This is a genomic window from Streptomyces sp. NPDC057565 (assembly GCF_042801455.1).
In the GTDB taxonomy this organism is placed as follows: Bacteria; Actinomycetota; Actinomycetes; order Streptomycetales; family Streptomycetaceae; genus Streptomyces; species Streptomyces yanii.
Window position 1 is genome coordinate 1 of record NZ_JBHVFU010000060.1, and the last position, 12455, is coordinate 12455.

Below are 12455 nucleotides of genomic sequence, written 5' to 3' on the forward strand. Positions count from 1 at the left end.
TCGGTGACGTCCTCCTTGACGCCCGGCACGGTGGTGAACTCGTGCAGGACACCGTCGATCCGGATGCTGGTGACAGCAGCGCCGGGGATCGAGGACAGGAGCGTACGGCGCAGGGAGTTGCCGAGGGTGTAGCCGAAGCCCGGCTCCAGCGGCTCGATCACGAACCGGGAGCGGAACTCGTCGACGACCTCTTCGGTCAACGCGGGACGCTGAGCGATCAGCATGGGGCGGTGCCTCCAGATTTCGGCGCCCGCTATTTGACGCCGTAGACACCACACAGTATCGGCAATACGACCTCACACGAGGCCGCACCGCCCGACGCCGCCAGGAGCGTGGGTCAGTAACGAGCAGGCCGGCAGTTGTTCTGCGGCGAGGACTTCGCCCAGCTACCGTGACGTGTCGCTTGCCTGTCCGGTGGTCGGGTTGCCGTACACCGTCGGCTCCCCCGTGGGATCGGTCGGGTCCGGGTCGGTGGCCAGGCGGGCGTGCAGGTGCTCGTCGTGGTATGCCCCATCGCCGAAGCGGTGTGAGTCGCGCAGGGTTCCTTCGGGGAGGTAGCCGCAACGGTGGGCCACCCGGCAGGAGGCCTCGTTGCCGACTGCGTGGGCGATCTCGATCCGGCGGGCATCGGCCATCCGGAAGGCCCAGCTGGTGACCGCCCTCGTTGCCCGGGTGGCCACACCCCGTCCGCGGGCAGCCGGCAACGTCCAGTAGCCGATCATCGCCAGGCCGTCCGCACGGTCGACCCAGCGCAGGGTGACGCTGCCCAGCAAAGCGCCGTCGGTGGCGGTCAGCACGGCGAAGGAGGCGCTGGCACCACGGTCCCAGCCTCCGTCGCGAGACTCCAGCCATACCAAGGCGTCGCTGCGGTCAGCTGTCGCGAGAGGGTTCCAGAGGGCGATCAACGGATCCGTCGCGGCGGCGATCAAGCCGTCCAGCATCGTCTCCGGCTCGGCGGCCTCCCGGCCCCACGGGTGCAGCAGCACATCGCCCAGGTCGAGCGTGGTGCGGACGAAGACCCGCCGGTCGGCGGGGTTCCGGGAGGCAGGCAGGCGCGCGGAAGTGCTCATGGCGCCCTTCCTACCCGGTCATCAGGCCGGTCGCCAGCCTTTTCCGCCGATCACAGGTCGGGCTGATCCTGGCGGGAGCGTATCCCAGCAACAGACCCCCTGCATTTCATGATCATTCATGCCCGATGATACCGGTATGCGTGGTGGGGATGGGCTGTTCGAGATCGAGCTGGTTGAAAAGAGGCAGTCGCAAGGCGGTGGGGCGGCGGTGGACAAGACGTTCAGGGCGTTCGACCCGCACCAGGTCCTGCTGCTGCCCCCGTCGCCGGACGACTGGCTGCCCCAGGAGCACCTGGCCCGGTTCGTTGCCGACCTCGTCGACGAGGTGCTGGACCTGGGAGCAGTCCTGGCGGACTACACCGACAAGCGCGGCTACCCGTCCTACGATCCGCGGCTGATGCTGCGGCTGCTGATATACGGCTACACCACCGGGGTGCGCTCCTCGCGGGCGATCGAGCGCAGGTGCGCCGACGACGTCGCGTTCCGATACCTCGCCGCCGGCCAGGCCCCCGACTACCGCTCGATCGCCCGGTTTCGCCGTCGTCACCTGGACGCGCTCGCCGACCTGTTCACGCGGTCGCTGCACCGCGCACAGAGGCTCGGCATGGGCAAGATGGGTCGCGTCGCCCTGGACGGTACCAAGCTGGAGGCCAACGCCTCCAAGCGCAAGGCGATGAGCTACGGCCGGCTGATCGACAAGGAAGAGCGAGTCGAAGCCGAGATCGCCGAGCTTGAGGCCAAAGCCGCCGCCCCCCTGCTGGCCGATCAAGAGCAGCCTGCGCCCGCAGAGCAGGGTGCGGGAGTACGACTCGTCGACCAGGACCTGCTCGAAGAACGGGTTGCCCGCCTGCCACGCGGCGAGGCGTACGTGCTTCAGGTCGTCCATCGAAAACGGCTGCTGCACGGGGACCATTTCAGCGACGGGGGCGGGGCGGCGGTGCCGCCGTGATCTTCTCCTGCTCATGATCTGGTCCACGGGCGCGGACCGTGCCAGGTGCCGCTGGACTTTAGAACGGGTGCGGCTCGCCACCGGCGGGGGCCTGCGCCTGCCCGGCGGGGCGGGACTCCGCAGCAGGGGCCTGTCCCTGGCGGGGCGGGGCGTCGCCGGCACTGCGGGTGACCTTGGTGACGGCTGCCGTCGCGTAGGTGAGGGAGGCCGCGACCTCCTCGGCGTCGACCTCGACGACGGTGCGGCGCTGGCCCTCCTTGTCGTCGAAGGTGCGTTGCTTGAGCCTGCCGTTGACGATGACGCGCATCCCACGCTGCAGCGACTGGGCTGCATTCTCGGCGGCCTGGCGCCAGAGCGAACAGCGCAGGAACAGAGGTTCCCCGTCGACGAACTCGCTGCGCTCGCGGTCGAAGGTGCGGGGGGTGGACGCGATCGTGAACCCGACAACGGGGATACCCGAGTTGGTGTACCGCAGTTCGGGGTCGGCGGTCAGGTTGCCCACCACCGTCACCAGCGTCTCGCCCGCCATGACTACCGTCCCTTCGACCTGCCGCACCGTGGATGAGCCCACCGTACCGGCGGGCAGTGACATTTCGGCCGAATCGGTGGCCGCAGCCGTCCACTGCAGGCGATCATGGCGGTATCTGCTGCCTTGTGGGAGGGAATTTGCTGATGTCCAGGAAGACACCGGCCCGCAAACTGATGGCGGGCCCGGCCCGCGACCAGGTCGCCACGGAATTGCGGAAGAGGTACGAAAACGGTGACTCCGTTCGTTCCATCGCCGAAGCCACGAACCGCTCCTACGGCGGCGTACACCGCCTCCTCGCCGACGCCGGGGTGACCTTCCGCTCCCGCGGCGGCGAGACGCGCAAGAAGACCGGCGCCTGACCGTTCCCCGACGCGGCCTCGGCCGCCATGTCCTGCGCAGGGCCCGGACGGCGTCGGCGAGTTCCTGGTGCCGCTCGGCGCTCGCGCCGAGGCGCCTCGTTGGCGTAGGCCTCGCGACGGGCCGCGGTCCAGGCGGAGGCGCCAGCTGGTGGGGGGCGTCATTCGAGTTGGGCGGTATTCCTGCCTGGCCCCGGTGGCTGATGTCCGCGCTGCCCCTGCTGTGGCGGCCGCGGGCCGGGCAGGAGTGCCCTGATGGCGTTGCGGTCCGCAGGCAGGCCTGCGTCGTCGAACCACGAGGTGATGAGGGTCGCCCGGGACAAGACGCTGGCGCGGATGGAGGAGTCGGTCGCGCAGATCCGCTGGGGGAGCGGCGGAAAGCATCGCGCCCCGGTGAAGGACGGGCTGATCATCGCGGTCTTCCGGCACTACGAGTCGAGAGCCGGGAAGCCGCTGCTCCATGACCACGCCGTTGTTTCGATCAAGGCCCGGCGGCCGGACGGGAAGTGGGGGAACGTATCCACCGCCGACATCCTCGACAACATCGTGGCGGCCGGCACCCTTTACACCCTCTACTTCATGGAGGAGGTCTCTGCCCGGCTCGGGTGGGCGTGGGAGCCGCGCGAGGTGACGCCCGGCAAGCGCCCGGTCATGGAGATCGCCGGGATAGACCAGCGGCTGATCGGCTGGCAGTCGACCCGCCGTCAACAGATCGCGGACGCGCTGCCCGCCCTCGTGGCCGGCTACGAAGAGAGGCAGGGGCACCCGCCGGGGGAGCGGGCCGCCTACGCGCTGGACCGGTAGGCCGCCGACCGGACGCGCCCGCCGAAGCGCAAGGTGGCGCGGTCGCTGTCCGAACTGCGCGAGCGATGGCGGGCCTCGGCGATCCGGGCGTTCGGCGCCTGCATCGTCTACCGGCTGGCGGAGCGGGCGCGGGCGGCAGCCGCAGCGGTGTGGGCGCGGGTCCGGCCGGTTGTCGACGTCGCCCTGGCCGCCGTCGACACCGTCGCCGTGGTGTACGTGATGCGCGGCGCGTTCCAGTACCGGCACCTGCTCGCCGAAGCCCGCCGCCACCTCTCCTACGCCCTTCGCGGCCGACCCCACCAACCCGGCCTGGACGAGACGATCGTGCAGACCGTTGCCGACGACTACACCCGCCCCGTCGGCCGCCGGATGATGACCGCCGACCTGCGCGCGCTGTACCCGCGCGAGATCGAGGACCAGGCCGTGCTGCGCCCGCTGACCCGAAACCAGTCCGCGCCCCCGTACGAGCGGGCCCGCCTCGCCGCAGGCGCCCTGACCGCGCGGGCCGCTCTGCCCAGACGGTCCCTGTCTCGACCGCGGCCCTCGGCGCCCGCGGCTCGATACGCGCCCTGAGGCTGTGCCCTGGGACGCATCGCGAGGGGGATTACGAGGCCGCGCGCTGCGCGTCCGCGAGCGCGGTCAGGTCGGCGTGGCGGACGACGGCACCTCCGGCGCCCCATGAACCCTCGGGTTGCTCGTGCACCAGCACCCACACCCGAGAGGCAGCGTGCCGGTCCAGGCCCGCGGCCTTCAGCATGACCTGCGTGATGTCCTGGATCAGGCCGGACTTGTCGGGGACGGGCGAAGTCGCCTGGGGCACGGTCACCTCCACGAGGAACCGGGGTGCGTCATCGCCGGCGGTCCCCTGGACGCCCTCGGGCAGCTCGGTCAGGTAGACCCACGACAGGCTGCGGAAGAAGGCCGTATCGGGAAAGCCCTCCCAGCGCAGGGCCGCACCGGCGAGTTCCTGCCGGATCTCAGCGCGGCCTTCCTCGGTCAGGGAGCCGGACGACACGGTCAGTCGGATCAAGGGCACGGCGGTTTCCTCACTCACTCACGACACTCGACTATAACGAGTGTCATAATCGCAGGTCACGCTAGACTATGACAGTCGATATAGCCAAGGGTGTCTCCCCGAGGAGGGCATGCCGTGACCGAGGGCGCCCCGCAGGCACGCGAACGGATCGTGGCCGGAGCGGCCGACATGATCCGACGGCGCGGCCTGAACGCCACGAGCATCCGCGAGACGGCCAAGCACGCCAAAGCGCCGCTCGGCTCCACCTACCACTACTTCCCCGGCGGCAAGCAGCAGCTCACCACCGAAGCCGTCCGCTACGCGGGGGAGATGATCGCCCGGAACCTGCGCAGGGAGCTGAAGGCCGGCCCGGTCGCGGGGCTGCGCGCCCTGCTCGCCCTCTGGCGCGAGACCGTCGTCGGCACCGACTTCCGCGCAGGCTGCACCGTCCTCGCCGTAGCCATTGAAGAACCCCCGGCAGACGAGGTTCCACCCGTCCTCGCGGCCGCCGCCGAAGCATTCGACCAGTGGGAGGACCTGCTCGCCGCCTCACTTAAGGAGCACGGCGTCGAACCCGACCGCGCCGCCCAAGTCGCGACGCTCGTCGTCGCGGGCGTCGAAGGCACCGTGGCCATGTGCCGTGCCAAGCGCAGCACAGAACCCCTGGACCGCGTCGCGAGACAACTCGAAGAGGTACTGACGCATGCACTCAACCGCACAGCCTGACGCACCGCCCGAAAACGCGGCCATCGGAAGGGCCTCACGCCGCACCCAGGGGCCCTACTCGAGACTGACCGAGTCATGCGGCGCCGTCACTTTCTCCTCGGGCGCCCCAGGTAGGAACCAGACGAGCGCAACCGGACCCCGTTCTTGAGAAACGCCAGACGCACGGTGGCGAGGCTGGTTCCTTCACGTTCGGCGATGTCCTGGAGCGAGAGGTGGTCCTGTTCATACCAGGTGCGCCACAGTTCCAGGCGGCTGGCGACGTGCTGCGTACGTCGAAACCGGGGCGGGCTCCAGTCGACAGGGTGCTGGGCCAGCAGGCAGATGACGTGGGCCGTGGTGGTATTTCAGCGTGCGCGCGAGCTGAGCGATGGAGAAGTCGCCGCCAGGCACGGCCCGGTGAAGCTGGGTGACGCTGATGCTGTCCGGGTCGGGCCCGGGGAGCGACAGGTGCCGCACACCCGCTGTGAAAAGGCGCAGCGCATCCTGAGCGGCGCGTCCCGGTCATCGCATTCGGGTGACCACGAGGGTGTTGTGGCGGCCCGCACCCGCCAGGATCTCGACGACGAGGTCGGTGTCCAGCTGGGTGTAGGACTCGTCGGCGGTCATGGCCAGCCCCAGTATGCGGGCGTCGGCGAGTGCGGCACCGATCCGTGCAGCGAGGGCCGGGTCGATCCGCGCCGACAGCCTCGGCCCCTCCTCCCCGGCCGGAACCACGGCAAGGTTGTGTGGCCGCCGCCGGGAACCGGTGTAGCCGACGACCCGGGCATCGACGGTGTCTGCATGACGGACCTTCACCCACCCCCGGCGTCCTCCCGGATACCCGGCCTCAGCCCGCTTGCCGACGATCCCCTCGATGCCCTGCTTGTTTGCGCAGTGGATGTGTCCCGTGCTGGACGCGTGGCTTTGAGCCGGGTCAGCGCGGCACTCTGTGTCCCGCCGAAGCAGGCGTTCGTGTCCCTCCGCAAGGTTGCTGGGCTTCACCCTTCGGGATGACGGACCGAATCGGAGTGCCATCAGCTGCAGTTTCAGCCGGAGGCGTTCTTGGCTTGGGAGGCGGTGCTGTTCGGGTTGATTGCCTGCCTGGTGGACGTGCAGCAGGCGATGACGCCGCAGGGGTCGCTGGTCGCGCTTGCCTTGGCTTGTGGGTGGTGGCGGGGTGGTGTCACGGACGACAGCACCGACGCCGTCACATCCCGTATCTATCGCTCCGTTGCGTCCCCGCAGTCCGTCGCCGCCTCGGCGAGTGCGCGCACCAGTGGGGTCGCGCTGTCGGTGCGCCAGATCAGGGCCCACTGGACGGGCGGGGCATCGTGGAGGGGAAGGAAGGCGACGTCGGGCTGCGCGTTGTAGCGCCGTCCCTCGTCGGGGACCGTGCACACCACGTCGCCTGCCGCGACGAGAGCAAGGATCTCGTACGCTCCCTCAACCTGGTCTGGGACTGACCCCACCTGCTGCTTCTCCGGGTCTCTCCTCCAACAACCTTCGCCCGCGCGACCTTCGCGTGTGCGTCAGCTGCAGGAGCCGATGGTGTGGCTACGGCCGGGAACGGGCGTAAGCCAAACCACGGGGGGCGTATCGGGATTGGGCTGAGAGCTGCGCACCCGGGTGATCTCCTCGTGCTGGGCGGCGATGCGGGAAAGCGCAAGGGTCTTGAACGAGGTCAGCTCCTCGATCGTCGCGCTCTGGCGGGCGAGACGATTGCGGAGGGTGTTGCTCTCGGCCTTCAAGCGGGCGACCTGGGCATCTCGGGGGTCAGGGAGTGTGCCCGCTTCCTGTAGCGCCTTCAGCCGGCGTACGAATTCTTCGGCGACCGCGTACGTGCTCAGCAAAGCCTTCAGCCGGCCTCGCGTATCGAAGACCTCGACCCCGTTCAGCTGGGCCGCCACGATCCAGTCCCGCAGGATCCGCGCGTACGTGCCCCACGACGACAGCGCCGGACAGTTCTCCGTCGGCCGTAGCCGCAACCACTCATTGGCCACCGCCGTTGCGCGCACTCCCCCTCGGCCGTCCTCGAACAGAAGGTCATCGTCGATGAGGAACGCCATCCCCTCGGGGGTCGTCGGCTTCCCAGATAGTCCCCAAGACTCCCAGCCCTCACTGGAGTAAAACGCCAGCTCCATGTACGCGAAGAACGAGCTGGCCGACGACAGGGCGTTCGCGCGGGAGGCGTCCGAGTACGGCATGCCCGTGCGGGCCATCTCGCCGCGTGCCTCGCCCTTGACCCGCTGCCAGGTGGGCGCGGTCTCCAGGTGGAGGCGGAAGGTGTCGGCGAGCGGGAAGGTCACGGCCATCGGGTGGACGCCGTACTCCCGGGCGAACTCCTCGAAGATGCGGAAGCCGCGGCCGTAGGTCTTCTGCGCGTTGACGCTGCGCTGGTGGGCGATCCAGGCTGCGGCGAGGGTGGGCAGCACGTCGTCCTCGCCGCGGCCGTTGTTGGAGTGCCGTTCGAAGCGGGCCCAGTACCGTCGCGCCCTGAAAGAGGCCCCGCGCACGAGGTACACGCTGCACCGAGGCGACGCCCTCACCGTGCTGAAGCCCCTCCCGGACGAGAGCGTGAACGCCGTCCTCACCGATTGCCCGTACAACTCCGGCGGACGTACCGGAAGCCCGGCGAGAGGTCTCCGGGCGGCCGACCGGCGGCCAACCGTGCGAAGGGCGTGCATGTATGGGCGGTGGCCAAGAGCGTTGCTGGGCGCATGCCGATGACCGCTCGGCCGCTGTCATTCAGGCGCTGAGTGCGTCGCCGCCGGCGACGTCGCCCAGGCGGATCGGAACCTCGGTCCAGATCGTCTTTCCCTCGCGCGTATAGCGGGTTCCCCACTGGTCGGTGAGCTGGGCGACCAGGAACAGCCCGCGGCCGCCCTCCTCGTCCAGGCGTGCACGTTGAAGGTGCGGGGAGGTGTGGCTGCCGTCCGATACCTCGCAGATCAGCGCGCGGTCCTGGTCGCGCAGGAGGCGCAGATGCACCGGCGGACTACCGTACCGGATCGCGTTGGTGACAAGCTCGCTGACGATCAGTTCGACGACGAAGCTCACGGCGCTGAGGTCCCAGCGGGCCAGCTGGACCATTGCGGATGCGCGCGCTCTGGCCACTTGGGCCGGGTCCGGGTCGATCCGCCAGCTTGCCATGTTGTCGTCGGCCAGGGAATGGACCCGGACCAGAAGGAGCGCGACGTCGTCCTGCGCGTCAGCCGGGATCTTGGACTCGACGATCCGGTCTCGCACATCGGCCGGGGAGAGCTCCGGGTACCGAGACAGGATCCGGCACAGGCCGGCCACTCCGGCGTCGAAGTCGTGTTGTGTGTCCGCCACCAGTCCGTCGGTGAACAGGGCCAGCATGCTGTTCTCGGCGATGTCGAACTCTGCGCATTCGAACGGCAGGCCGCCGATACCCAGCGGGGGGCCGACCGGGATGTCGAGTGGTATGGCGGGCTCGTCGGGTGCGGCGAGGACGGGGGGCAGATGGCCGGCGCTGGCCACACTGCATCGTCTTGAAACGGGGTCGTACACGGCGTACAGGCATCTGGCGCACACTGCCTGGTCCGCACTGCTCTCTCCGGCTGGGTGGATTCCCATGCCTGCCTGCCCGATCAGGTCGTCGAGGCGGGTGAGGAGCTCGTCGGGTGCGAGGTCGAGAGCGGCCAGGGCTCGTACGGTGGTCCGCAGCCGCCCCATCGTCACCGCGGCGTGCAGTCCGTGACCCACCACGTCTCCCACGGCGAGCCCGACGCGGGCGCCGGACAGAGGGATCACGTCGTACCAGTCGCCGCCGACACCTGTGGGACCTGCAGTGGGGGCGTAGTAGTGGGCGGTTTCCACGGCGGTCGGCTCTGGCGGCTCCTGCGGGAGCAGACTGTGTTGCAGCAGCAGGGCGGTTGCGTGCTCGTGGGCGTAGCGCCGTGCATTGTCGAGGCACACAGCGGTGTGGGCGACCAGTTCCGCGGCCAGGGCGCGGTCGGCGTCGTTGAAGGGGGCCCTGGAAGGACTGCGCAGCAGGGTGACCAAGCCGAGCGTTGCACCTCCGGCCTTGAGGGGCAGGACGAGTTGCTGGTCGCCGGCGGGGAGGTTCACGAGCGGGGGTGTTGCCGCTGCCTGGCCTGCGGTGTTCCCTTGGGTGACCCGGCGCAGTTGCTGTGAGGCGTGCCAGGGGGCGGGCTCCTCGCCAGTGAGCACGGGCTCCGCCAGGTCGACCCATGCTGCGTCCGCGAAGTCGGGGACGACGACGGCGACGAGTTCTTCGGATGTCCGGGTCACGTCCAGCGTTCCTCCGATGCTGCTGGAGCGACTCAGCAGAGTCAGGCGCCGCTGGGTCTCGTAGCGCTCGGTGATGGTGAACGCCGATTCGCAGACGCCCAGGCAGTGGCCTTCGGCGTCCTGCAGGCGGAAGTAAGAGCAGGACCAGACTCTTTGATGGGTGGGGCCGGCCGGTGTGGGGCTTCGGTAGTGCAGGTCGACGACGGGCTCGCCAGTGCGGAAGACCTGCTCGATCACCGATTCGAGCCGGCGGCCCCGCAGCTCCGGGGAGATGATCTCGCCTTCCGGCAAGATGTCCTGGATGTACCGGCCAGCCCATTCGTGGAGAGCGAGCCCGGTCTGGCCCTCCAAGGCGTTGTTGACCCAGTTCACGCGGCTGTCCGGGCCGTACACGGTCAGTGCGATCGGTGCCTGGGTGAACAGCCCGGCCAGTATGGCCTGGTCGGTGGCCCATCGCTCCATCTGGTCGGCGGCGATGGAGATGATGGCCCAGGCGGCGTTGGCCCCCTTGGGTCCCAGCTGCAATACGTACAGCACCGTGCGTACGAGGCTGCCGCCGCGTCCCCGCATCGTCCGTGTCTCGCCCCAGGAATCGGCTGGGAAGTCCGGGTCGAAGAGCGGGCGTCCGTCGATGGGGACGAAGAACTTGCGGGCCGGCTTTCCAAGGGCGTCGGCGGCGGTGTGCCCGTAGAACTTCTCGGCCGCGGTGTTCCAGCCGATGACGATGCCCCGCTGATCCAGCACGGCGGTGGCCATGGTCGCCAGGCTGAATGGAGTGCCAAGGAGCGGCTCTCGTGCACTGGGCGTCGTCACGGGGGGCCTCGCAGCGAGCAGAGATTGCTACTCCACAGGCTACTCGGCATGGGTGTGGGCGCGATCAAGGAAGCGTGACCGGGCCGTCGGGGTCGTCGTCCAGGCCGACGAAGGCGAGGTCCGCGCGGGCGCCGAGGCCGGTTTCGCGGAGGTGGGCGGTGATCTTGTTGCGGCGGGCTGTGGCGATCTCGATCATCTACGGCCCCCACCGCGAGCGAGCCGCGAAGGCGAAGAAGGAGCCGCCACACCCGCGCAGTTGAAGTACCTCGCCAGCCTCGTGGAGAAGGTAGGCAAGGAGCGGTTCGACGCCGAGTTCGGCAAGGTCGTCACGGGCACCGACATCAAGCCGCGCGCCTCCAGGGAACGGACCACCACGGCCGCGAAACGGCTGACGAAGGCGGCAGCCCGCAAGCTGATCGGCGCCTTGGCCGGCCGCTGAGCACACCCCAATGAGGCACGGCTGCTCCGGTCGGCTACTGACCAGGGCGAACGGGCCCAGACGCCACTTGGCCGTAGCTATACGAGAACAGGGCCTTCTCGCGCGGGTCGACGTCGCGGCGGGAGATGAGGCGGTCGATGGCGGTCTTGGAACGCACTGGGGTGTCGGAGCCGGGGTCAGGCATCCGCTTGCACCAAGCCGGGATGCGGGGCGGCTGCAGGCCCGCCTCGTGGCACCAGGCGAGCCAGCCGCCGACCGCGCCGCGGCGGGCGTGCACCCGGGGTCAGAGATGGGAGCCTGCGGCCTTCACCGGACGACGTCATTCGGCCACGCACAGTTGTCGATCATGTGTACGATCTTGCGACGGCCCCGGGAGGCGCCTGCAGGGCCGGTGAATGGGAGGGGAACCATGTCCAGCATGTCCAGACGAACCCTGCTCGGATACTCCGGGACGACCGCCGCGGGTGCGGTCCTGGGCGGCGCAGCCGGCCCAGGCCGCCGAGCCCCAGGCCGTGCAGGCCCAGGCGCAGACCGCCTCGGCCGACTTCCCCGCGGGGACCCTCTTCGAAGGCAGGGTCGGCATGGACACTGGCGCTGAAACCCCAGCCGACCTGCGGATCAAGTTCAGCGTGATGATCGAGGAGACGCCCCCCGCCGACTCGGTCACGTCCAGGGGAGTGGTGTATTGGCGGCCACTCGGTGATCTCGTTTTGATCCTATGCGGTGAATTCGGTAGGCAGGGCGGTGCCGTCGGTTTCTGAGTCAATCGAATGAAGGCGGGCCTTGGGTAACTCGACTATCGGCGTTCTGAAAGTGAGCTGTACTGGGATTTGTGGAGTCCCTGATGCCGGGGTTTACTTTCCTGGCGAAGGAGAACCACCGCCACCAGCACCATGGCAGCACCCCGTAAATACCCGGACGAGCTCCGCGGGCGCGCGGTTCGTGAGGTCCGCAGCATCGGCCGCCCGATCGCCCACATTGCGAAGGACCTCGGCATCCGCAAGGAGGCCCTGCGCGGCTGAGTCCGCCAGGCCGAGGCTGACCACGGCGAGCGCGACGGTCGGCTCACGGCCGCCGAGCCGGGCCTGGAGGGCGTCATCCGCGGGCAGCGGCGGCCGTCCACCGTGCCGGAGCCGTCGGCGCCGCCCCCGCCGGACCTGGTCGACCGTGACTTCACCGCCTCACGCCCCGATCAGCGGTGGGTGGCGGACATGACGTATGTGCGCATCCGCTCGCCGTGGGCGCCAGCGCCGCCCGACAGTCGCTTCCACCGCTGGTGGGGCTGCACCGCGACGAGGGCGTCGACACGGGACTCCCCGCCCTGGGCGGGGATCACGGTGTCGTTGACCTTGGTGGCCAGGACGTAGGCGACGCCGCGTTCCTCCAGCCAGAACCGTGTGTGCTTGACCTTCCCGTACGCCTTGTCCACGGTGACCCACGCGAACGGGATGCCGGCATCGATGGCGCGCTGCAGCATCCAGCGGCCACACCGGCTTGCGC

At 69.4% G+C, this 12455-nt stretch carries 12 protein-coding genes and 4 pseudogenes; 6 read left to right on the plus strand and 10 right to left on the minus strand.

The genetic code is table 11. From position 1 onward, the window contains the following. Window positions 1–224, minus strand: a pseudogene (locus ACFU8W_RS43420) (DNA-directed RNA polymerase subunit alpha); the annotation flags it as partial. A 162-nt stretch (window positions 225–386) separates the two neighbouring features. Continuing rightward, complete coding sequence (locus ACFU8W_RS43425) at window positions 387–1070, minus strand: GNAT family N-acetyltransferase (RefSeq protein ID WP_384050123.1); 684 nt, start codon at window positions 1068–1070, stop codon at window positions 387–389. Between the two features lie 154 nt (window positions 1071–1224). Between ACFU8W_RS43425 and ACFU8W_RS43430 the strand changes: the two are divergent. Beyond that, window positions 1225–1950, plus strand: a pseudogene (locus tag ACFU8W_RS43430) (transposase); the annotation flags it as partial. A gap of 231 nt (window positions 1951–2181) precedes the next feature. Here ACFU8W_RS43430 and ACFU8W_RS43435 read toward each other — a convergent pair. Continuing rightward, window positions 2182–2548 (minus strand): annotated as a pseudogene (locus ACFU8W_RS43435) (single-stranded DNA-binding protein); the annotation flags it as partial. 143 nt (window positions 2549–2691) lie between these two features. Between ACFU8W_RS43435 and ACFU8W_RS43440 the strand changes: the two are divergent. Both ACFU8W_RS43440 and mobF read left to right on the plus strand, forming a co-directional pair. After that, window positions 2692–2907: a helix-turn-helix domain-containing protein gene (locus tag ACFU8W_RS43440; protein ID WP_327259792.1), complete on the plus strand. Its 216-nt coding sequence runs from the start codon at window positions 2692–2694 to the stop codon at window positions 2905–2907. Window positions 2908–3159: 252 nt separating this feature from the next. After that, a pseudogene (mobF, locus tag ACFU8W_RS43445) lies at window positions 3160–4263 on the plus strand (MobF family relaxase); the annotation flags it as partial. 49 nt (window positions 4264–4312) lie between these two features. On the opposite strand, the gene ACFU8W_RS43450 reads toward mobF, so the two are convergent. Then, complete coding sequence (locus ACFU8W_RS43450) at window positions 4313–4744, minus strand: tautomerase family protein (protein WP_384050128.1); 432 nt, start codon at window positions 4742–4744, stop codon at window positions 4313–4315. A gap of 114 nt (window positions 4745–4858) precedes the next feature. On the opposite strand from ACFU8W_RS43450, the gene ACFU8W_RS43455 reads away from it, so the two are divergent. Next, window positions 4859–5449: a TetR/AcrR family transcriptional regulator gene (locus tag ACFU8W_RS43455; RefSeq protein WP_384050131.1), complete on the plus strand. Its 591-nt coding sequence runs from the start codon at window positions 4859–4861 to the stop codon at window positions 5447–5449. Between the two features lie 501 nt (window positions 5450–5950). Here ACFU8W_RS43455 and ACFU8W_RS43460 read toward each other — a convergent pair. The 5 genes from ACFU8W_RS43460 to ACFU8W_RS43480 all read right to left on the minus strand — a co-directional run bounded on the left by ACFU8W_RS43460 (window position 5951) and on the right by ACFU8W_RS43480 (window position 10712). Then, window positions 5951–6244: a hypothetical protein gene (locus tag ACFU8W_RS43460; RefSeq protein ID WP_384050134.1), complete on the minus strand. Its 294-nt coding sequence runs from the start codon at window positions 6242–6244 to the stop codon at window positions 5951–5953. A gap of 404 nt (window positions 6245–6648) precedes the next feature. Continuing rightward, window positions 6649–6897, minus strand: coding sequence for a LysR substrate-binding domain-containing protein (locus tag ACFU8W_RS43465; protein ID WP_384050138.1), 249 nt, complete (start codon window positions 6895–6897; stop codon window positions 6649–6651). 60 nt (window positions 6898–6957) lie between these two features. Further along, window positions 6958–7941 (minus strand): hypothetical protein, encoded by a 984-nt coding sequence (locus ACFU8W_RS43470; protein ID WP_384050141.1) that lies wholly within the window; start codon window positions 7939–7941, stop codon window positions 6958–6960. A gap of 232 nt (window positions 7942–8173) precedes the next feature. Then, the gene (locus ACFU8W_RS43475) at window positions 8174–10516 is read right to left on the minus strand and encodes a SpoIIE family protein phosphatase (RefSeq protein WP_384050144.1); all 2343 of its coding nucleotides are present in this window, start codon (window positions 10514–10516) and stop codon (window positions 8174–8176) included. A 64-nt stretch (window positions 10517–10580) separates the two neighbouring features. Then, a complete protein-coding gene (locus ACFU8W_RS43480; RefSeq protein ID WP_345509923.1) occupies window positions 10581–10712 on the minus strand; it encodes a hypothetical protein in 132 nt (43 codons plus the stop codon). Window positions 10713–10772: 60 nt separating this feature from the next. On the opposite strand from ACFU8W_RS43480, the gene ACFU8W_RS43485 reads away from it, so the two are divergent. Together ACFU8W_RS43485 and ACFU8W_RS43490 are read left to right on the plus strand one after the other, a co-directional pair. Continuing rightward, window positions 10773–10955 (plus strand): hypothetical protein, encoded by a 183-nt coding sequence (locus tag ACFU8W_RS43485; protein ID WP_384050147.1) that lies wholly within the window; start codon window positions 10773–10775, stop codon window positions 10953–10955. An 893-nt stretch (window positions 10956–11848) separates the two neighbouring features. Next, window positions 11849–11977, plus strand: a complete 129-nt coding sequence (locus ACFU8W_RS43490) for a transposase (RefSeq protein WP_384050150.1) — start codon at window positions 11849–11851, stop codon at window positions 11975–11977. Between the two features lie 170 nt (window positions 11978–12147). On the opposite strand, the gene ACFU8W_RS43495 is transcribed toward ACFU8W_RS43490, so the two are convergent. Beyond that, on the minus strand, window positions 12148–12432 hold the full coding sequence (locus ACFU8W_RS43495; protein ID WP_384050152.1) for a transposase: 285 nt from the start codon (window positions 12430–12432) through the stop codon (window positions 12148–12150). Window positions 12433–12455 lie beyond the last annotated feature (23 nt).

What these genes read in the sequence shown, in the direction of transcription:
- ACFU8W_RS43440 (WP_327259792.1), top strand. Translation starts at nt 2,692, where the DNA reads ATGTCCAGGAAGACACCGGCCCGCAAACTGATGGCGGGCCCGGCCCGC.
- ACFU8W_RS43480 (WP_345509923.1), bottom strand. Translation starts at nt 10,712, where the DNA reads ATGATCGAGATCGCCACAGCCCGCCGCAACAAGATCACCGCCCACCTC.
- ACFU8W_RS43490 (WP_384050150.1), top strand. Translation starts at nt 11,849, where the DNA reads ATGGCAGCACCCCGTAAATACCCGGACGAGCTCCGCGGGCGCGCGGTT.
- ACFU8W_RS43495 (WP_384050152.1), bottom strand. Translation starts at nt 12,432, where the DNA reads ATGCTGCAGCGCGCCATCGATGCCGGCATCCCGTTCGCGTGGGTCACC.
- ACFU8W_RS43425 (WP_384050123.1), bottom strand. Translation starts at nt 1,070, where the DNA reads ATGAGCACTTCCGCGCGCCTGCCTGCCTCCCGGAACCCCGCCGACCGG.